The organism is Streptomyces sp. WAC06614 (genome assembly GCF_003949795.1).
Classification (GTDB): Bacteria; Actinomycetota; Actinomycetes; order Streptomycetales; family Streptomycetaceae; genus Streptomyces.
In genome coordinates this window covers 14,017-33,893 of record NZ_RPRY01000043.1, presented here as the reverse complement: position 1 = coordinate 33,893, position 19,877 = coordinate 14,017, and the positions used below count along the sequence as shown (strand labels likewise).

Genomic DNA, 19,877 nt, shown 5'->3' with positions numbered 1-19,877 from the left:
ACCGGGGGGTGCGGAGGCCGGGGCCTCGGCCGTCAGGCACTCGAACGGGCCTGCGTCCGCCGTATCCCTCCGAGGCGGTTCCGACCCCGCTCACCGCGTGTGTTCCTACCGGCACGTCGGGGCACGGGCGCGTGCCGGCGGTCGAGGCACGCGGGCTCGGCAAGTCGTACGGGGACGTGGTCGCCGTACGCGACGTGGACCTGGACGTGTTCTCCGGTGAGATCTTCGGCTTCCTGGGGTCCAACGGCGCCGGCAAGTCGACGACGATCGGCATGCTGACCACCCTGGTCGAGCCGTCCACCGGCACCGCGACCGTCGCCGGCCGGAACGTCGTCCGGGAGCGGGCGGAGACCCGTCGCCGGATCGGCCTGGTCTTCCAGGACACCGTCCTGGACGCGCAGCTGACCGTGGAGCGCAACCTGCGGTTCCACGCCGAGATGTACGGGATGCCCCGCTCGGTGGTCATGCCCCGGGTGCACCACGTCCTCGACCTCATGGGCCTGACCGACCGGCGGCGCAGCAAGGTGAAGGCGCTCTCGGGCGGCATGCGGCGGCGCGTGGAGATCGCCCGCGGGCTGCTGCACACCCCCCAGGTGCTGTTCCTGGACGAGCCCACCGTCGGTCTCGACCCGCAGAGCCGCCGTCACCTGTGGGAGTGCATCCGCCGGCTCCGCGAGGCCGAGGGCCTCACGGTCTTCCTGACCACCCACTACCTGGACGAGGCAGAGGTGTGCGACCGTATCGCGATCATGGACCGGGGTTCGGTGGTGGCCGTCGGCACCCCGGCCGAGCTGAAGGCCGATGCCGGTAGCGATGTCCTCCGCTTCACGACGTCCGACGTCCACGGGGCCGTGCGCGCCCTGCACGAACGCTTCGGGCTGTGCGCCCGCGTCGACGCCGGCGGCGGCGTGATCGTCCAGGTCCCGGACGGGGCGACGTTCCTGCCCCGACTCGCCCGCGACCTGGGCGTCCCGGTCCTCTCCATGGAACTGTCCCGACCCAGCCTGGACGACGTCCTCCTGGCCTGGGCGGACGGCCCGGACCAGCCGTCGGAGGCCGGCGCCCTCCCGGCGCGGGAGACGGCGGGCGCCGCGGCCGTCGTCCGGACCGGTGGGCGCCTGACGGGGAGGTGGTCCGGGTGACCACGACCTGCATCCACCCGCACGCGGGCGGACGCCCCGCCCCGTCGCCCGCCCACTTCCCTCACCCCGTCACGGGCCCTCACCCCGCCACGGGCCCGCGCCCGGTCACGGGCCCGCGCCTCGTCACGGGCCCGCGCCTCGACCTGCGGGCCGTGCGCATCGTCTGGCACCGGGACATGCTGAAGACGGTCGGCGAGCCGATCCGGGTCTGCACCTCGCTGCTCCAGCCCCTGATGCTCCTGTTCGTGCTGGGACACGGGCTCGGGTCCCTGACCCGGTCCGTGGCGGGCGTGCCGTACCAGACCTTCGTCTTCGCCGGGGCGCTCGTCATGCCGATGGCACTCACCTCGGTGGTCTCGGCGACGTCGATCGTGTGGGACCGGGAGCTCGGCTTCCTGCGCGAGATGCTGATCGCTCCGGTGAGCCGGACGTCGGTCGTCCTGGGCAAGTGCCTGGGAGCCATGACCATCGCCTTTGCCCAAGGCCTGATCGTGCTCGCCTTCGCCGGCACCGCGGGCATTCCGTACGAGCCGGCCCTGATGATCACCCTGCTGGGGTGCATGGCCTTGATCGTCTTCACCTTCTCGTGCTTCGGAGTGCTGGTGGCGGCCCACATGGGGTCGGTGCAGTCCTTCACCGGAGTGACCCAGACGGTCATGCAGCCGCTGTTCTTCCTCTCCGGCTCCCTCTTCCCGGTCGAACACCTGCCGGGCTGGCTGACGGTGCTCAACCGGCTCGACCCCCTCACGTATGCGGTGGACCCGATCCGGCGGGCGGTGCTCGGCGCCGTCGGCGCGAGGAGCGCGGACTACGCGGTGACCTGGAACGGGACCCCTGTTCCGGTGTGGCTGGAGCTGCTGCTGGTCCTCGCCGGGGGGCTCGGCATGCTGTGGGCGGCCGTCCGCGCGTTCAAGCGGCTCTGAGGCCCTCCGACGTGGCCCGCCACGACCCGGACCGCCGGCCGCGGCTCCTGTGCAGGGCGCCGGGGGTGCCCGACGAAGCCGACGCCGGCGGATGATGCGCTGTCACGGCCCGGTGTGGCGTCCGGCCCGGAAGAGGTACAGCGATGCGGCCGCCGGAAGCAGTGTGACGGCCGCGAGCAGTGTGAGCAGGAGGAGCGGGGTGAGCTGCCCGGGGGACGTCAGCGCGACAAGGGCGGCGCCCATGGGTGTCAGAACTGCGGCCGCAGCGCCGATGATCTTGTCGCGCCTGCTCCAGTGAGGTGCCGCCCGGAGGAGTGCCAGGCCCACAATCATGACGAGGCCGCCCAGAACAGGATGGAGGACCCCGAGTGGTCCAGCCACAGGCAGCAGGATCAACGGAGCAAGGCGGTGCCGCTTTTTGACCGGAGGCACGCTGCTTCCGATGTCCCGGGCCATGGCCACGATCGCGGCGGGGTCGCCGAGATGATGCAGGATTGCCCTCACTTCTGCCTCGGTGTGGGCCGGGCGCTCCGCAAAGGCCACCTCGATGTGCTCCGCCAGATCGGCGAGCAGTTCGCCGCGGTGTTTGGGGTCCAGGGCTGAGGCTTCGCTCTCCACGGCCTTCAGATAGGCGGTCACGAGAGGGTGCTCGATGTTGTGCATGACGAATCTCCAGACATGTGAAGGTACGTGCTCGTTCAATCGGCGATGAAGCGGTCTACGGCGTGACGGAAGTGCGGCCAGATCGCAGTGAACTCCGCCAGTGCCGCCTCTCCCCGGGGAGTCAGCATGTAGTAGCGGCGCGGCGGCCCGTTCGGGGATTCCTGCCAGGCGGTTTCCACCAGGCCGTCACGGCGCAATCGCGCCAACAGGGGATATATCGTTCCCTGGCTCGTGGCCATCACGTCGACCTCTCCCAGCAGCCCCAACAGCTCCACGCCGTAGCGGGCGCGTTCACGCAAGAGGCCGAGGATGCAGTACTCCAGCACCCCCTTGCGCAGCTGGCTCTCAGCCTTCCCGGCGCCACCGATGCTCGCCGTCCCAGGTTCCATGTCATGCATGGAACCTGGGACGACGGTGTGCGTCGAGGGCCGATCGAACGGTCCAACAGGGCAGGTATCGGTGCCTGAACGGGGCGCCGCTCGGGCGATTCGGTGGCGTCCGGTCACGTGGTCCGAGGTCTGTAGCCCTCACGGGTGGCTGGAGTTGGTCCTGGCGGTCCGCTGATCGGAGGGACGACGGCTCGACAGCGTGCCGCCATCCTGGGAGAGGAGCGATATTTCCTTCGCTCAGAGGGCGAATGGGGTACAGGTAGCAATGGACGAACCGGCCGTGCCGGCAGCTGAAGACATCCCGCCCTTCACTTGCGGCCGCGGGGTCATTTCGTGAATATCCGGGCCGTTGTGTCGAGTTCCCGAATACAGCGGTACGCCCCATGGGCGCTGGCAGCCTCTTTGACTGCCCATCTGCTGTTGATGTGGTTTTCCACTCCGTCCCCGATGGACATCCGGGTGTACTACGACGCCGCACCGGGACTCCTGTCGGGACATCTGTACGACATTCGCTCGGGTCCTGGTTCGCTGCTCTTCACCTACCCGCCTTTTGCTGCCCTGGTGATGCTCCCGTTGTCGTGGTTGCCCTGGGCGGTGGCGGTCGTCCTGGTGCAGTTGCTCAACTTGATCGCGCTGGCCGTGATCATCGATCGGGCTGCCGTGCTGCTGCAAGGTGCGCGGATGGGCAGGCGCAGCCTGATGCTGTGGGTGGCGCTGGCGTTCTGGACCGAGCCGGTGCACCACACGTTCGACCTCGGGCAGGTCAACCTGGGTCTGGCGGCCGTCGCGATCTCGGCCGCGGCACTTCCGGCCGCCAGAAGCGCGCTCGCCGGGAGCGGCGTGGGGCTCATCGCGGGCTGGAAGCTCGTTCCGGCAGTCACGGGCCTGTATTTCCTCGCCCTCGGCCGCAGGAAAGCGGCCGTCTGGTCACTTGTGGCCTTTCTCGTGACCGTGGCTGTCGGCTGGTCGATTGCGCCCAGGGAATCAATCCGGTATTGGACGTCCCTGTTGTGGGACTCCAGCCGTGTGGGTTCGGTGATGTCGGTCCGGAACCAGTCCCTGCAGGGGGTTATCGCCCGTTTCGCCGGCCATGATGTCGGGAGGGGTCTGTGGTGGGGTGTGTGTGCGGTGCTGGTCATCGGGCTGGCGTGCCTCGCAGCATCGCGGGCTGCCCGGCGTGGGGACCGTCTGGGGGTCCTTCTGGTCGTCCAGCTCGCCGGGTTGATGCTGGTACCGATCTCGTGGAGTCACCACTGGGTGTGGTGCGTTCCTGCTCTGATGTGGCTGGCAGCACCGAAGAACCGGGCTCTTCTTTCCGCCCGGGTGGCATTCGTCGCGTGGGTGCTGGTCACGGGCACGCACGTGGTGCCGACCCTTTCGACCATGCAGGACTCGCTCGCGCCGGGTAGCCCGTATCCCGGTGTGCTGGCGTGGCTGGGAACCGCGTTCTGCGTCTGCGGCGTGGCCACTCTCGTGGCGGTGCTGCGGGCCAATCGCCGCAGCAGCGGCACTTCCCTGACAGTGAGGCCTGCGGTGTCGGTTTCGGACAGCTTGGTCAAGGCCGGGTAGCCGGCACGTCGTCCTCGTCCGGTCGCACCGGTGCTGTCGGAAACGGCTGGCGACGCATTTCCTTGCGATACCGGGAGAGGGCCGGCCCCGGTCCTTTTGGGCCGCCGACAAGGCATCGTCATTCAGCGAACGACTGCCTTACCGGCCCTGTTCAACAAGGCGCCCGCGCCGGATCATGAAATGTCCTTCCTGTTCTCCAGGGAGGGCATTCCCATGTTTCCGAGAGAGGCATTCATCGTGCCGACAGGCGGTTCCTGACGTGTACAGTATCGATGCGATCGTCGGCCCGTACCGTGCCGCGGAACTGGTCAACGCGTACAAGCAGCGCCTCCAGTCACAGGACTGTCTCCCGGACAAGGCAGCCCTCGCGGTGGCATGCACCGCCTACGCTTTCCACGACATATACGTACTCGCTTCCCCCGGCCAGATGTGGGAGTCAGCGGTCGCCACCGGCACGGGCGAGAAGGAGCGTGTGTCGATAGTCGACAAGTTTTATGACCACACGGCCGGGCACTGCGTCAGGACACTGACATCCTGCGGAATTTACGAGACCGTATCGCTGGACACGCTTGCGGAGATGTACTACCTGTACTCCTGGGCCGAAGAGTAGGGCTGCGGAAGCCCCCCCCCCTGTCCTCTGAACCGCTTCCCTTGCGTCGGCCTCGGGGCCGGAAAGACCAGTACGGCCCGCCGGACCGGCGGGCCGTACTCGGGATGATGGCACTCAGATGACAGCGACGTCCTCGGCCTGCGGGCCCTTCTGCCCCTGGACCACGTCGAACTCCACACGCTGCCCCTCATCGAGCGAACGGAAACCCTCGGCGCGGATGCTCGTAAAGTGGACGAAAACATCCGGGCCACCCGCGTCCTGCTGGATGAACCCGAACCCCTTCTCCGCGTTGAACCACTTGACGGATCCGGTAGACCTGTCGCTTGCCATCTTCATTCTCCAAACAACTTCACGGCCCTGCACGGTGCGGAGACCGGAGGCATCGCCCTGGCCCGCGGACATTGCTGCAACAAAGGTGCTGCCGACGTCTTCAAACGGCTCGCAACCACGGACCCTGGCGGGCGGAAGCGGTCGAACCGCAACCTCCTCACCCTGGGAACACCGTAAGCCCACGCGGCCTGAAGAAGAAGGACCTAAGAGGCAGCACATCGGACACCACCCCACGCACACCTACGTGGCATCGCTCCGGCCTCGGTCATCGCACCGAAATGCCTGCGGAGACACAGGCAGGTTCGCCTTTTATACGAGGCGGTTCATTTCACGGTGTCAGTTGCAGTCTACTGGCATGGCACCGGAAAACTCACCGGAAACGAACCGCCTCGGGAGGCAGACCGACGAATCGGCCGATTGCCTAGACGAAACTATGCCAGATCTCCCGGAAGCAAACCGACGATTCGGGCATCCATTGGGGCAAAATGCCGGAGAACGGCTTCAGGCGTCCGCCCGGCGGTATCGAGCGGGCTGCCCCTGCCTACTCGTCGCAGAACTTGTCGGCGGCGTCCGCTGCGCCCGCGTCGTAGCCCTTCTGCCAGTCCGGGTCGGGGGCGGTGGCTCGGGGTCGCGGTGGCTCCTTCTGGCAGTCGCGTCGCAGGTCGGCGAAGCCGTACCGGTATCCCGCACGGTACTGGTCCTCGGACTGCTTCTGCTCGGCCTGGGCCAGCGTCCCGCATTTGACGGACTCCCCCGCCGGCTTGCCCTGCGCGTCGAGCGGGGTCGCGGTCACCGTGCCCCTCTCGAGTGGGCTCTGCGGAAGGAGGAACTCCCCGTCCTTGTTCGTCTTCGGGGTACCCAGGTCCCCACCGGAGGAATGCACCACCCGCACCGTCGTCCCAGGAGCCCAGTCCTCACCCTGGACCACCCACTGCCCCGCCGCCGATCCCTGCACCACCGAGCACACCGCACCCGGCACGGCAGCAGCCGCCGTGCCGCCAGTCACCCCTCCAGCCGCGAACACCAAAGGGGACACCGCCAAGGAAACCAGGACGATACGACCTGCACGCCTTCTCATGTGCCGTCTCCCTGCCTGAGCGCTCTCCCCCGTCCCCTTCATGGTCACGCGCCCCCGATGACATGTCGAACCAGCACGGCGCCGCCATCGAACACACTGTCGAACGGAACCTCCCAGGCGCTGTCGGCCGAAGGATCTTGAGTTCACTCGACGGGGCGCGGATACTGACAAAAGGTGATGGACATGACTGCAACAGAAGAATACCTCGGCAATAATTCTTCCTACGTCGAATCACATAAAGGCCCCCTACCGCTGCCGCCCTCCGGGGGGCCAGAGAGATTATATTGATCCACCACACCGACTGCGGAATGCTGACATTCAGGAACGACGACTTCAGGAACCAGCTGAGAGATTCTTTCGGAGTCACTCCATCGTGGTCACCGGAAGCCTTCGGGGATCTCGGATTCATATTTGACGTGGCGGGCGGAGCGCTGCGCGAGGTTCTTTGAAGAGTACGCGCGGCGCCGAGAGCGCGGATCGACGTGTCACTTCGAGGTGCCGGGGTGCATGCGGCGAAGGACGTGCCCGTCGAGGACGATCGTGTTCTTGTTCCGGACGGTGCCGTGGAGGTCCGAGAGGTTCCCGTCGAGGTGGAGGGTCTTCCCCTCCGTGCGGTAGGTGCCCGTGTTGACGCCGATCTTGAACATGGGGCAGTCGTCCAGGTTGCAGATCACATTGTTGATCTGCTCGAAGCGGCCGTCCGCGGTGAAGGTCAGCTTCTCGATGTAGTGGGTGATTCCCGGGCGGTCCTTGTCGACGGACTCGGTCCACCGGCCTGTCAGCCGGGCCTGGTGTGCGGCCGGGGCGGCTGTTCCCGTCACCTGCGCGGCGGCGGCAGAGCCGCCGGTGGCCGTCATGGCGACCAGGAGCAGCAGTGAGGTGCCCAGTACCGGCTGGATCTTCGTCTTCATCTACGGGCTCGTTCCTTGTCCGTCGGGCCGTCGGGCCGTCCGGCCGTCGTGCCGGCGGTCCTTGGTCCCTGGTTCGTGGTTCGGAGGGCGACTGTATGCGGGCACCTGCCCGCACCCTTCCGCCGCGACGGGCATCACGGCGCGTTTCGCTCGGTCCGCAGATGCGGTGACGCGCCTCGTCGACCGCACGGGACAACGGGACCGGCCCCGTCCCGCACTCTCCGGCGACGAGCACACCGGCGGTCCGTGATTGGCCCGACCGCACCACCGCCACCCACGCCGGACCGTCGGAGTGGTGCCGCGTCTTCGGGCACCGGTCCCCGCCCGATCGGGCAGAGTGCCGGTCCTGTGGGTTCCGGACATCAAGGGGCAGGAGATGATCGTTTGCGTCGGCCGGAGTCGATTCCGGTCCGACCAGCCGCAGTCCCGTTCTGACGACGCTCACCGCGACGGACACGTCGATCCGGGAGCTTCCGGGCAGTCCTGAGGCGCACTGCAGGCCCATATCGAAGGAATGACATGCCGTTGAATGAATGCTCCGGGAACAACTTCCTGGAGACCGTGCGTGAAGCGTTTCGGCAGTGCAAGACCGAGGAGGACCTCGTTCAACGCATCCTCCAGGAGCTTTCGGACAGGCCACAGCTGCGCAGCGAGGAATTCGTCCCGCTGTGGAACGCTGCAGAGGCTTGTTTCAGCGCCGTGAAGGCAGCGAGGCAGCGGTTCCTCTCCGCCTGCCGGGCGGCGGTCCGCAGTCAGCAGCAACTCGATGCCGAGTTGAGCCGAAAACTGGGTCTTGGTCCGGCGGCGAACGAGCCGGACGTCAGTTTGGCCGCGACTCCGGCCGAACTCTCCGGCGTCCTCCAGGAGATGGCGTTCTGGTATGCCGGTGCACTCGAAGACCTCCTGGCGGATGTCCACGGCCACCGCGTCGCCTTCGAGACCGAGTACGCCCAGCGCTACGACTCGTTCCAGCGACAGGTCCTGGAGGCGTACGCGCACCGGGGCGTCACGCGGGCGACACTCGACCGTGCCGTCGTCGAAGCGGAATGTCCTCCGGACGGTGAGGTGACACAGGACGTCGTCGTGGCCTATACCGCCATGCTCGCCGAGATGGAGCAGAGCACGGCAGTCGTCTGGCACGTCGCCGAGGCCGCGGCGGCCGCTTGGACGGCCCGCTGACGACCACATGCACGACGCACCGGCGCTGTGCGCCGGATGTGTCAGCAGGTCGTCGGGCCGGGGCCCCTGCGGGGCGGGCCCTCAGCCGGCCGTGGTGCTTCCGGGGAGGGACAGGGCGTCGAGGATCCGACGGGTGACGGCCTTGCCGGAGTACGGGTTCTGCCCGGTGACGAGGCGGCCGTCCGACACCGCGTACGGGGTCATGGGCACCCGGGACCGCACGTAGTGCGCTCCACGCTTGCGCAGCTCGTCCTCCAGGAGGAAGGGGACGCGGTCCTTCACCCGGGCGACGTCCTCCTCGATCGTGGCGAAACCGGTGACGGTGCGGCCCTCGACCAGGTGCGTACCGTCCGACAAGGTGATGTTGAGCAGGCCGCAGGCGCCGTGGCAGACCGAGGACACGACCCCGCCCTGTTCGTAGACGGTGCGTGCGAGCAGTTGCAAGGGCACGTCGTCGGGGAAGTCCCACATGACACCGTGCCCACCGGCGTAGAAGATCCCCGCGTACTCCGCGGCCGTCACGTCCGCGGCCGTCGGGGTGTCCCTGAGCTTGGCCATCCGGGCGGGGTCGTCCTGGAAGCGCCGTGTCGCCCCGTCCCGGGACCACCGGCCGAGGCTCCTCGGATCGAGGGGAACGGCTCCGCCCGACGGACTGATCACGTCGACCTCCCATCCCGCCGCCGTGACCCCGTCGTAGAAGTGGACCAGTTCGCTCAGCCACAGGCCGGTCGCATGCCGACGGTCCTCGCCGTAGGTCGCTTGGTTGGTCACCACTGCCACGAGCTTGCGTTTCATGAGCATCCTTCCGGAGGGACAGGGGTGACGCACGCTACCCCGACCCCCGCCCCGGCCGGTCCCGGGCCGATGAGACAGGGCCGCCCGGGCATCGCTGGTGCCCGGAAGGGCAGCCGAGGGGCGCGGTTGCCACCCCCCGCGCCCGGTCAGGGCTTCCGAGTCCCGGGCCGGGCCGGAACTGCGCGGCGCACTCCTCGGAGAGCCCGGACGGAACCACGGTGCGGTTCCAGGCGGACACCGGCCCGCGCCTCGTCTCGCCCACGGCGCGGCTCCGCTCCCGGTGTGCACGATCGGCTGCCCGATGCGCTGCCTCCCGGGCAGGCGACGCGGGCGGGCGGGGATCCGAGAATGTCCTCATTGTCACCTCGGCACGGAACTGCGCGGCACTGCACGGCACTGCGCGGCCGCAGCCCCCGCAGCCGCGCGGGCCGTACCAGCGATGCCGGCGGAAGGCGTGGGAGCCGCGCCGTGGCCGGTCCGGCCACCGTCACCGCCGTCACCGGTCCCACCGCCGTCACCGGTGCTACCGGTGCCATCCGTGCCACCGCCGCGGCCGGCCGACCCTCTCGTGGGCGCCCGCCCCAAAACACTCCGCAAGAGAAGGAATCCGCATGCACCAGTGCGTCGCCTGCCTGACATGGCTGAGCGAGGACGACATCCGCCGCACCGACTTCGACACCTTACGGTTCTGCCCCCACGGCGATACGGCGGTGCTGGTGTGCCCGGCCTGCCTGCGGCTGACGCCGAGCCACTTCGGTCTCACCGAATTCCACTGCCCGGGCTGCGACGCCGTCATGGACAGCAGCACCGTCGTCAGGCGATCGCCTCCGACGGACCCGGACGGCGCGGCCGCGTACGTGTGCGACTTCTGCCTCAACCCCCGCCCGGAGCAGGACGTGTTCCATTGCCCCGACAGGTCCTGCCGCGGCATGGTGATCTGCACGGACTGTTTCCGGTGCTACGACGAACCCGACCTCCAATGCCCCCATTGCACGAGGTTCCTGCAGGACACCCACGGAGTCGCCGCGCGGCACGTGCGGCGCGCGGACCGCAGACTGCTGGGCCAGGAAACTCCGCCCTCGGAAGGCTGCACACAAGTGCAGATGCAGTGCTACGCCGCCGCTACCGCCACCGCGTGCAACTGGGCGACGGGCACGCGCCTGACGTCGGACGACGCGATGCACCTCTTCATGATGTCGCCGGTCAAGGGGACGTCGGAACCAGCACTCGCCTACCGCTCCGCGTTCGCCGCGGCGCGTGCACGGGTGGGTGAGGACGCCTCCGAAGCCGAGGTCCTCGCGGACATGCGGAGCACGCCGCGGGGCGAAGCCGCCTATCGCGCCGCGCTCGGCGCCCCGGGGGAACCCGAGTTCCCGGGCGACGTCCCCCACCTCTACCTGACCGGCCTGACGGACGATCACCTGCGCCTGGCCATGGTGAACAAGTGCACGGTCATGCTGGCGGCGGAGAACCACTGGATCGTCATCTACGGGTGCGAGGTCGACGCCGCGGACGACGTGAGGATCGTCCACACCTATGACCCCCTGGGGGGAGAGCGGCTGCAGCAGCAGTGGGAGGCACTGCGCTCGGTGGGCCGTGAGGCGTACGTCGTGGGCATGAGCTCCCCCGCTCCTGGCCCAACTCCGTGATCATCCGTTTGGCCCTCCAGGTGGCGGATCCGGCGCGGCGGCACTCTTCCTAACCTCACGTCATGGCCCGGGCCGCGAGAAGGAGATCGCCTTGACCGACCACGCAGGATGCGAGCGCCCCCTCGACGGCGAAGTCGACGTCGAAGCGGGCCCGGCATGGGACGCCGCGCTCCCGTCCGAGCTCACCCAGGTGATCATGGGACACCTGCCGCTGGAGGACCGCGGACGGTGGTCCCTGACCAACAGCGTCACCCGTGCATTCGCTGCTGCGCAGCCCTGGGCCACGCCGGCCGGACAGACCCAGGGCCTCAGGTCCCGGGGCGATCTGGACTTCCGTACGATCTACACCCAGCACGAGCTCGACGAGTCCCTCAACGATCCGGTCCCCCTCCACTTCGCTCCGGGAGGCGGGGACCGGGCAGAGCCCTTGACCCTCTACCGGCCCGCGGCGGGCGGCACGATCCGACTGGTGGGGGGCATCGACGGAAAGCCACTGGCCGAGCTCAACGGTGGCGTCGTCGACGCGTTCGGCGGAGCCGTCATCTCCGTGATGAAGGGCGGCCGCGCCAGCCTGTGCGACGCCACCGTCACCGACAAGTACGCGGGCTACTGCGAGATCTGGGGCGGCGGAACCGTCGTCCACTATCACGGCGGGACGGGCCACTGTTACGAGGGCGGAACCATCGTGAACCACCTGGCGACGAATTACCTGGCCGTCCGGAACGGAAAGGTCGTCAACTTCTACAGCGGTTCGGCCGACGCCTACGAGAGGTCATGGTTCGCCACGGTGCACGGCGGGCAGGTGCACGCCTGGGGCGACACCCTCGTCGAGGAGTTGACCGACGGCCTGGTCGTCCTCCATGAATCCGCCGCCCTGGTGTCCGTCAGGGGCGGAGAGGTCCGGCACTCCAGCAGTGTCCCGATCACCGAGGTGTCCGGCGGCGTCGTCGAGCTCAACGCGGGAGCCGCCGTCGACTCCGTCACCGGCGGACGGGTCGACGCCCGTGGCGGCTCCGCCGTGCACGCCGCCACCGGTGGCACCGTCCACGTCGAGGCCCGCTCCGTCCTGCACCACGCGGCGGGCAACACCGTCGTCCACGCGCACGGCGGCTCCACCGTCACCGCCGCCGGTGACGCGCAGGTCGAGGCGTACGACGGCTCCCACGTGACCGTCTCGGAGAACGCGCGGGTCCACGCCTACGGCGCAGCCACCGTGATCGCCCACGGCGGCACCGTCCACCTGCACGGGGACGGCGTGCAGCTCGCCGACCGCGGCGCCCACGTGATCACGGAGCTCTGAGTCCGCCCCGGGGCTTTCGCCCGCTCGTCGTCAGGAAGCCAGGTCGATGACGACATCGGCCCATGCCTGAAGTCTGTTGCCGCGTCTGCGGCGACGCCTCGGTGCGGTCGCGGCCTTGGCGCGACGCCCCCTGACCGGGGATCGGGCGCCTCTACCAACCGGCCCCCCGGGTCTTCACGAACTCGACACCACAGCCGGGGCTGATCCGCTGGAGAGAGGCTGTCACCAGCGCCTTCTTCGCCGCACTGAGGCGACCGGCGACCATGAACCCGCGACCGCCGGACCGGGACGTCCCCACGGCGATCGTGCACGCGACCACCTGGTCCGCCTCCACCAGGCGCCGATGCTGGTGGGAGTGGTTGCTGAAGCCGTCGCCGAGGCCGGAAATGAGCAGGACCTCGGAGCCCAGCACGCCTCTCAGCGAGCGGCTGCCGGCGCGTGCCACGGCACCGGCGTTGGCCTTGTCGATGGCGGCCAGGTCGAGTCGCGCGCCTGCGACGGTCTTCTGCTTCTCCCGCGGTACGCGCCGTCGCTCGGGCTCCTCCGCGCCGCGCGGGCCCGGCTTCTGCACGGTGCCGGTGGCCGGCACGTCGGCCGTGGGCGTAGGCGTGCCCTGCGGGTGGTAGGCGGGGTCGACCTTGACGAATTCCGGGTACGGACGCCAGTAGAGGTACGCGTTCTGGAACTCCGGCCGGCCGAAGACGCCCGAGCACGTGTGGGTCACGCCGTCCGCGACCTGTTCCGGCATGGTCGGACAGGCACCACCTCCGTCGTTCGTGCACAGGAGGAGCGGGTCCTCGGTGTCGATTCCGGGCCGGACCAGTATGTGTTCGTAGGCCTCCATCTGATGCTTGAGGTCCTCGTCACCGAGGAGTGGGCTGTGGCGGAGGGCCATGTTGGGCACCGTGTTCCAGCTGTCCAGGGGCGGGTACTGGGACGTTCCCTGGCCGAGGACCGGCATTTCCTCCGAGCCGAAGTACAGGGGTCCGTCGGAGGTGAAGATGTGGAACGTCATTCCCCGGGGAATCGCGACCGTTTCCCAGCCCTGTGGTGCAAGGGCATCGGCCCGATCCGCATGGGGATTTCCCTGCCCGAGCAGGATGTAGTGACTCATGGTGCGCCTCTCCTTCGAATGAGCTCGGCTGGTGCCGGACGGCCCACGCTCCCTGAAGGGCCGTCCGAAAACCGGTCCGCGCGGGATCCTGACCATTCCTCAAGCGGGCTGGTCGGTAGGGGTAATTGCCATGCTACGACGCCGTCACGGAAAAGCGGCCGTGCGCGCAATGCAGGACATTCGGTCGGGAACACGCGCCCTTTCGGGACGCCCCATCGGGCATGGTGCCGAACAGCAGAATCAGCAATGATCACGGCTGCACATGCTCTCGCCGCGGAAAGTGGCACCGTGGCCGGCCGTGAGGTGCGTTCCGCTTTCCGACCCCGTGTGCGAGCCGTCGTATCGAAAGGAATCCACTGCTGTGGCCGACACGTTCTGGGTAGGGATCGGCAATCCTGATGGTCCGTCCGACCCGCCTGCGGAGATGGAGTACGTCGCGATCCCTCCTGGGGTGAGGATCCTCGTCCACACCCCCGCGTCGTTGACCTACGGCAGTGACGAATGGATCTGGTGGGACCAGCTGGGTGATTGCCGTACAGAACTGAACAGCGATCACCTCGCCCGGAACGACCTGGAAGTGTGGTCGGACCCGGCCCTCGCCGACCCGGGGTTCCCCGCGCTCTTCTCCTGCCAGACGGTGATGGGGCCCGGCATGAGGGCGGATGTGCCGGATCCACTCCGTCTGTGTTCCGGGACCCCGCAGACCTGCCCGACCACGCAGGAGCAGATCCAGGCCGGCGGAGCGCACACCTGCGACGGTGTCCTGGGCATCCTCCACCGCGAAGGACTTGAGGGAAGGGCCTGGCTGATCCTCACCGGGGCGATCGTGCACCAGCCTGAGGCCGGTCCGTCCGAACCCAACGGAACCGATGTCGGTGTGTTCCAGTACCAGCCGTCGACAGCCCCGACGCTCCCCGCGGAGGGCCCCACGGGAGGCCCCGTAGCCGGTCCCCCGACCGGCCCCGCGGCCGGGGGCGGGGCCGGGGGCGGGGCCGAGCGGCCGGTCCCCCTGGCCAGGGAGATCTGCAACGCCAACAGGGCCGTCGTCAGCGAGGCCCGGGACGGCGCGAAGCTCCATTTCCTCCTCGGGGTCCTGTCGGGGGAAACCGTGCTGCTCCTCTCCAGCGACAGGTTCTTCCGGCACAGCCACAGGGGCGACTACCTGACGCGGATCCGGGACCTGCCCGACACGGTCGAAGGAACCCTCACGGTCCGCAACATCCTCCCGGACGTACGGGGGCGGTTCGAGGTGGCCAATCTTGCACCGCAATGGAAGCGGGCGGTCCGCTCTCTGCTCCAAGACTGTGAGAACGACTACGAAGTCGAGTTCTACCGAACGCCGGGGGCGGGAACCCGGACGAAGGCCGAGCGGTCGGCCCGCGATCTCGCCGGAATCCCCGGACGGGCCGCCGCCGTCAACGCCGCGGTCGTGCGGGCCGTCGTGGGTGCGGGGCGCGCGTACTACTGCCTCGGCGGCGGGCTGTTCCTCATGTCCGAGGACAGGAATTTCCTCGACCACGGGGGCCATCTCGACCTGGTGAGGGAGGATCCGAAGGTGCTGTCGGGCTGCCTGGTGATCCATCGGACCAGCCGGACCATCGTGGTCGAAGGCAGGCTCGCCGACGACCGGAAGCGGGCGATCACCGCCGCGGTGCGGGACTTTTGCGGGCACGAGGTCAGGTTCGCGGACGAGCAGCCGGGCTCCGGTCGGCTGCCGAGGTCGGAATTCGCCGAGTTCTTCGTCAGCACGCAGCGCGACGGTGCATGGTGGGAGCTGTACAACGCGGACGCCCTCAAGGAGGACAACCGCTCCGCGCTGCGCAACTCCCGGCCCGCCTCCGACTCCCACGACCCCGTGAGCCTCGATGACCCGGAGGGGAATTCCCGCGAGCTCAAGTTCCTCTTCACGCGGAACGTCCTCTTCCTCTCCTCGCGGAAGGACTTCGGCAACCACCGGGAGATGAACCGGCAGTATGCGAGGAATGCCAAGAAGGGCGACGAACGCATCACGGGCCTCCTCCTCGTGTACCCGCCCGGCGCCAGAACCGGCGGGGGCTGGAAGCTGCAGGTCGTTCCCGACGTCACCCTGTCGGGCGAGCAGGAGCACCGCATACGACTGGCCCTCCACGACCTGGTCCCCCACGAGGTGGAGTTCTTCACGTGAGGTGCGCGCGGGTCCTCCGGGCGGCCCAGTGTCGGTCGGGTCGGGATGCCGCCGGGGCGGGGCGTGGCTACGGTCCGAGGGTATGGAGCACCGTCCGGACGAACGTCCCTCCGGCCCCACCCGTCGCGCCCTCCTCGTCGCCGGGGGCGCCGGCGTCGGGCTGATGGCCGGTTGCGCCCGCCCGGGTGCGCCCGGCGCGCCGGCCGCCGCCACCGCCTCGGCCTCCGTCACCGCCGGCGCCTCCGCGTCTTCGGGGACCACCGGGGGCGGGCTCACCCCCGGTGCGATGACGCTCTTCAAGGACCCGGCGTACAACTTCAACGCGCTCCTCGCCCTCGGCGGCGCCGGAGCGGGTGCCGCGGAGGTCGGTGAGGTCCTGACCGCGGTGAACGCGATCAATGCCGCGGGGGTGTCCGCCCAGACATACGTGGAGACCTTCCGCAAGCTGGGCGACGAGCTCCTCAAGGCGCCCCCGGGCGCCCCGGCCGACGACCGGACCAGGCGTTTCCGGGCGTTGCGGGCCGCCCAGTACTACGGCCAGGCCCTGTTCTTCGTCCTCGGTTCCGACGATCCGGGCAGCGAGGAGAAGCTGTACCGGTCCGGCCGCGGCGCCTGGGACACGTTCTGCGACCTGCACGATCCCGCTCCGGTCAAGGCCACCGTCCCGTACGGCACGACGCCGTTGCCGGTGTGGTTCTTCCGGCCCGACACCTCGGACACTCCGCGGCCCACGGTCATCCTGACCAACGGCAGCGACGGCCAGAACGTGGACATGTGGACCTACGGCGTGCCCGCCGCCCTGGAGCGCGGCTGGAACGCACTCGTCTACGACGGGCCCGGTCAGGGCCAGCTGCTGTTCGTCGACCGGGTCGTGTTCACCCCCACGTGGGAGAAGGTCGTCACGCCCCTCGTCGACTGGCTGACGGCCCGCCCGGACGTGGACCCGCGCCGGATCGCCCTGACGGGACTGAGCATGGCGGGTGACCTCGCGCCGCGGGCCGCCGCGTTCGAACCCCGGATCGCCGCGCTGGTGGCGATGCCGGGGTGCGTGGAGCCGTGGCTGGGCTTCCCGCCCGAGATCCGCGAGATCCTCACGCCCGACAAGCAGAAGACGAACGACATCTGGAACAAGGTGGTCGTCCCGCAACTGGCCCCGGCGGACGCCGCGGTGATGAAGAAGCGCTTCGAGCCGTTCTCCGTCCCCGCGATGCTCGCAGCCCGCCAGGGCAAGCTGTTCACCGACTTCTACACCCCCGCCACCCGGATCCGGGCCTTGACGATCACCGATGTCGTCCGCCGGATCAAGGCACCGACCCTGGTGCTGGACTACGAAGGCGAACAGTTCTACCCGGGCCAGCCACGCCGGATGTACGACGCCCTCACCTCGCCCAAGGACTTCCTGAAGCTCACCGCCGCCCAGGGCGCCCAGCTGCACTGCTCCCCCATGGCCCCGCAGCTGCACTGCGAGGTGGTCTTCGACTGGCTCGACGAGGTGCTGCCCGGCTGAGTGCTCGCCCGCCCGTACCGCCCCGTACCCTTCCCTGTGAGCGCCGGGTCCCGGCGCGACGCGACCGCATGCGGCAGAAGGAACGAGGAACCGGTCATGGAGCCAGCAGCGCACGGCGCGGCCGTCCTGGACGAGACGGCTCGGCTCGCTGCCGTGCTCGACGGAGCGGACTTCGCGGCGCCCGTTCCCACCTGTCCCGGCTGGACCCTCGCCGACCTGACGCGCCACGTCGGCTCCGTGCACCGCTGGTTCACCGTACTGCTGCGCCGGCGCGTGCAGGAGCGGCCCACCGGCCGGGACGTGGACCTGGACCTGCCGGCCTCCCCGCAGGGACTTCCCGGCTGGCTGGCCGACGGGGCGGCGCAGGCCGCCGAGGTCTTCGCCGCCACCGACCTCGACGCGCCCATGTGGGCGTGGGGCCGCGACCAGCACGCCCGTTTCTGGGTACGCCGCATGCACTACGAGACCCTCGTCCACCGGGCCGACGCCGAACTCGCGCGCGGGCTCGCCCCACGGATCGACCTCGCGTCGGCGGTGGACGGCGTCGACGAGTTCCTCACCAACCTGCCGTTCGCCGCACCCTTCGCCCCGGGGACCTCCGCATTGCGCGGTGACGGCCAGGTCATCCGGTTCGGCTGCACCGACCACGACGCGCAGTGGGCGGTGCAGTTGCGCCCCGACGACTTCGGACCGCTTCCCGGGGACGGCCACGCCCTCGGCGGGGCGAGCACCACGGTGAGTGCCCCGGCCGCCGAGCTCCTGCTGTTCCTCTACGGCCGGCTGCCCGCCTCGCACGGCGCCTTGCGCATCCAGGGCGACCGGGACCTGTTCTCGCTGTGGACGGCCCACTCCGCGTTCTGACGACGACCGGCTCGCGGCCGGTCGCCCGGGGTCAGGTGCGGTCGTCGGGCGTGCCGGGCGGCGCGGGTGGGATGAGCAGGAGCCACAGGGGGACCGCGGCCAGGGCCAGGACGCCCAGCCAGAACATGACCGAGCCGAAGCCCTCGGCGAGTCCGGCCGCGGTCGCCCGGTGCAAGGCCTCCTGGGTCGCCGTGTCCGCCGCGCGGCCGGTCGGGAGCGTGGCCCCCGACAGCAGCCGGTCCGCCGTGGCCCCGGTCGGTGCGGGCGCCCCCGTCCGCCGCAGGACCCTCTCCAGGTGGGCGGAGCCCCGGCCGAGGAAGAGCAGGGTACCGGCGGAGACCACCAGGGCCGCCGTCACGTAGCGGACGACGTTGATGATCCCGGAGGCCTCGCCGGAGTGGGCGCTGTCCAGGGCGCGCAGCCCGGCCGCGGACGGCGCGGACAGGGTGCTGCCGACGCCCACGCCCAGGACCAGCGAGCCCGGCAGGATGCCGCCGTACCCGGTGGCGGGTCCCACCGTCGACAGCCAGAGGGCGCCCGCGCCGCTCAGGGCGATGCCCACCGCCACCGGCCACCGGTAGCCGATCCGGTCGCACAGCGGCCCGGTCCCCATCGACACCGCGAACGCGCAGGCTCCGTACGGCAGCAGGGCCAGGCTGGCGGTCACCGCGGAGTAGCCCAGGGTCTCGGGGGAGAGGGCGTAGAGGTTGAAGAAGTACAGGAAACCGATCAGGAACAGGGTGTTGACCGCGGTGCCCAGGCACGCGGCCACCAGGGGCGCCCGCCGCAGCAGGGCCAGGTGCAGCAACGGGGCCGGGCGACGGGTCTCCACCTGGACCAGCAGCGTCAGTGCGGCCACGGCCACCAGGAAGCACAGGAGCGTACGGGGGGATTCCGCTCCCCATGACGGGATCTGTTGCAGCGCCACCAGCAGGGCGGTGAGGCCGACGGACAGCAGCAGGAGTCCGGCCCCGTCGAGCCCTCGCTCGCCGGAGCCCGGCGGCAGGCCCCGCAGGGCGAACGCCGCCACGCAGGCCACGGCCAGCGCCCAGGCGGCGCCGGTCCACCACAGCCACCGCCACGACGGGCCGTCGGTGAACGCGCCGCCGATCAACGGTCCCAGGGCGAAGGCCAGTCCGGCGACGGCGCCCCACAGCCCCAGCGCCACGCCCTGGCGCTCGCGGGGCCAGGTCAGGCGCAGGACCGCCATCGTCGAGGGCATCACCGCGGCCGCTCCGACGCCTTGCAGGACCCGGCCGGTGATCAGCACCGCCTCGGTGTCGCCGGCCGCGACGACGGCCGCGCCCGCCGCGAAGACGAGCGCGCCCCCGACCAGGGTGGTGCGCTGACCGAGGGTGTCGCCGAGCCGGCCGCCGGGCACGACGAGCGCGGCGACGGCCAGCATGTAGGCGCCGACGGCCCAGCCCAGCGCGGTTGTGCCCACCCCGAGGTCGGCGGCGATGGCGCGCAGCGCGGTGTTGATGCCGGTGGTGTTCACCCCGAGGAGGAACAGGGCGGCGCCCGACACCGCGGTCACGGCGACGAGCCGCCCGCGGGGGGTGGCACCGGTGTCCCCGGGCGCCCGGCCCTGGTGCGGGCCGGGCGGCGGGTGCGGGCCGGGCTGCGGCTGAGGCTGCGGGTGGGGGACGTGGAAGAGGGCTCCGCCGAGGACCCGCTTGATCTCGTTCATCCG

Annotated in this window: 18 protein-coding genes; 10 read left to right on the top strand and 8 right to left on the bottom strand. The window is 69.8% G+C overall.

The features are described 5' to 3' along the window. Positions 1-131: 131 nt before the first annotated feature. Together EF918_RS09020 and EF918_RS09015 are read left to right on the top strand one after the other, a co-directional pair. Positions 132-1,142 (top strand): ABC transporter ATP-binding protein, encoded by a 1,011-nt coding sequence (locus tag EF918_RS09020; protein WP_125643522.1) that lies wholly within the window; start codon positions 132-134, stop codon positions 1,140-1,142. Continuing rightward, the gene (locus tag EF918_RS09015; protein WP_221889694.1) at positions 1,139-2,065 is read left to right on the top strand and encodes an ABC transporter permease; all 927 of its coding nucleotides are present in this window, start codon (positions 1,139-1,141) and stop codon (positions 2,063-2,065) included. Before EF918_RS09020 ends, EF918_RS09015 begins: the two co-directional genes overlap by 4 nt. 102 nt (positions 2,066-2,167) lie before the next feature. Here EF918_RS09015 and EF918_RS09010 read toward each other — a convergent pair whose 3' ends face one another. Then, positions 2,168-2,728: a hypothetical protein gene (locus EF918_RS09010; protein WP_125643519.1), complete on the bottom strand. Its 561-nt coding sequence runs from the start codon at positions 2,726-2,728 to the stop codon at positions 2,168-2,170. Positions 2,729-2,763: 35 nt separating this feature from the next. After that, a complete protein-coding gene (locus tag EF918_RS09005; RefSeq protein WP_125643517.1) occupies positions 2,764-3,117 on the bottom strand; it encodes a PadR family transcriptional regulator in 354 nt (117 codons plus the stop codon). Between the two features lie 447 nt (positions 3,118-3,564). Between EF918_RS09005 and EF918_RS09000 the strand changes: the two genes are divergently transcribed. Together EF918_RS09000 and EF918_RS08995 are read left to right on the top strand one after the other, a co-directional pair. After that, complete coding sequence (locus EF918_RS09000; RefSeq protein WP_185921661.1) at positions 3,565-4,686, top strand: glycosyltransferase 87 family protein; 1,122 nt, start codon at positions 3,565-3,567, stop codon at positions 4,684-4,686. A gap of 259 nt (positions 4,687-4,945) precedes the next feature. Further along, the gene (locus EF918_RS08995; protein ID WP_125643513.1) at positions 4,946-5,296 is read left to right on the top strand and encodes a hypothetical protein; all 351 of its coding nucleotides are present in this window, start codon (positions 4,946-4,948) and stop codon (positions 5,294-5,296) included. Positions 5,297-5,410: 114 nt separating this feature from the next. Here EF918_RS08995 and EF918_RS08990 read toward each other — a convergent pair whose 3' ends face one another. From EF918_RS08990 to EF918_RS08975, 3 genes are all read right to left on the bottom strand, one after another. Then, a complete protein-coding gene (locus tag EF918_RS08990; RefSeq protein WP_312847820.1) occupies positions 5,411-5,632 on the bottom strand; it encodes a cold-shock protein in 222 nt (73 codons plus the stop codon). Between the two features lie 535 nt (positions 5,633-6,167). Further along, on the bottom strand, positions 6,168-6,419 hold the full coding sequence (locus tag EF918_RS08985; RefSeq protein WP_125643509.1) for a hypothetical protein: 252 nt from the start codon (positions 6,417-6,419) through the stop codon (positions 6,168-6,170). A 770-nt stretch (positions 6,420-7,189) separates the two neighbouring features. Continuing rightward, complete coding sequence (locus EF918_RS08975) at positions 7,190-7,615, bottom strand: hypothetical protein (protein WP_125643507.1); 426 nt, start codon at positions 7,613-7,615, stop codon at positions 7,190-7,192. Positions 7,616-8,134: 519 nt separating this feature from the next. Between EF918_RS08975 and EF918_RS08970 the strand changes: the two genes are divergently transcribed. Next, positions 8,135-8,794, top strand: a complete 660-nt coding sequence (locus EF918_RS08970; protein ID WP_125643505.1) for a hypothetical protein — start codon at positions 8,135-8,137, stop codon at positions 8,792-8,794. Between the two features lie 81 nt (positions 8,795-8,875). On the opposite strand, the gene EF918_RS08965 is transcribed toward EF918_RS08970, so the two are convergent. Next, the gene (locus tag EF918_RS08965; protein ID WP_125643503.1) at positions 8,876-9,589 is read right to left on the bottom strand and encodes a type 1 glutamine amidotransferase domain-containing protein; all 714 of its coding nucleotides are present in this window, start codon (positions 9,587-9,589) and stop codon (positions 8,876-8,878) included. Between the two features lie 611 nt (positions 9,590-10,200). Between EF918_RS08965 and EF918_RS08960 the strand changes: the two genes are divergently transcribed. Next, positions 10,201-11,238, top strand: coding sequence for a hypothetical protein (locus EF918_RS08960; RefSeq protein WP_125643501.1), 1,038 nt, complete (start codon positions 10,201-10,203; stop codon positions 11,236-11,238). 91 nt (positions 11,239-11,329) lie between these two features. Further along, positions 11,330-12,538: a hypothetical protein gene (locus EF918_RS08955; protein WP_125643499.1), complete on the top strand. Its 1,209-nt coding sequence runs from the start codon at positions 11,330-11,332 to the stop codon at positions 12,536-12,538. Positions 12,539-12,689: 151 nt separating this feature from the next. Here the strand turns inward: EF918_RS08955 and EF918_RS08950 are convergent, their stop codons facing one another. Continuing rightward, a complete protein-coding gene (locus EF918_RS08950; RefSeq protein WP_125643497.1) occupies positions 12,690-13,553 on the bottom strand; it encodes a hypothetical protein in 864 nt (287 codons plus the stop codon). A gap of 550 nt (positions 13,554-14,103) precedes the next feature. Here EF918_RS08950 and EF918_RS08945 point away from each other — a divergent pair. From EF918_RS08945 to EF918_RS08935, 3 genes are all read left to right on the top strand, one after another. Then, positions 14,104-15,816 carry a hypothetical protein gene (locus tag EF918_RS08945; protein ID WP_125643494.1) on the top strand — a complete coding sequence of 571 codons (1,713 nt, stop codon included), beginning with the start codon at positions 14,104-14,106 and terminating at the stop codon, positions 15,814-15,816. An 82-nt stretch (positions 15,817-15,898) separates the two neighbouring features. Then, positions 15,899-17,323 (top strand): S9 family peptidase, encoded by a 1,425-nt coding sequence (locus tag EF918_RS08940; RefSeq protein ID WP_125643492.1) that lies wholly within the window; start codon positions 15,899-15,901, stop codon positions 17,321-17,323. A 96-nt stretch (positions 17,324-17,419) separates the two neighbouring features. Next, complete coding sequence (locus tag EF918_RS08935) at positions 17,420-18,184, top strand: maleylpyruvate isomerase family mycothiol-dependent enzyme (protein WP_125643490.1); 765 nt, start codon at positions 17,420-17,422, stop codon at positions 18,182-18,184. A gap of 31 nt (positions 18,185-18,215) precedes the next feature. Here EF918_RS08935 and EF918_RS08930 read toward each other — a convergent pair whose 3' ends face one another. After that, positions 18,216-19,874 carry an MFS transporter gene (locus EF918_RS08930; protein ID WP_125643488.1) on the bottom strand — a complete coding sequence of 553 codons (1,659 nt, stop codon included), beginning with the start codon at positions 19,872-19,874 and terminating at the stop codon, positions 18,216-18,218. Between the last annotated feature and the right edge of the window lie 3 nt (positions 19,875-19,877).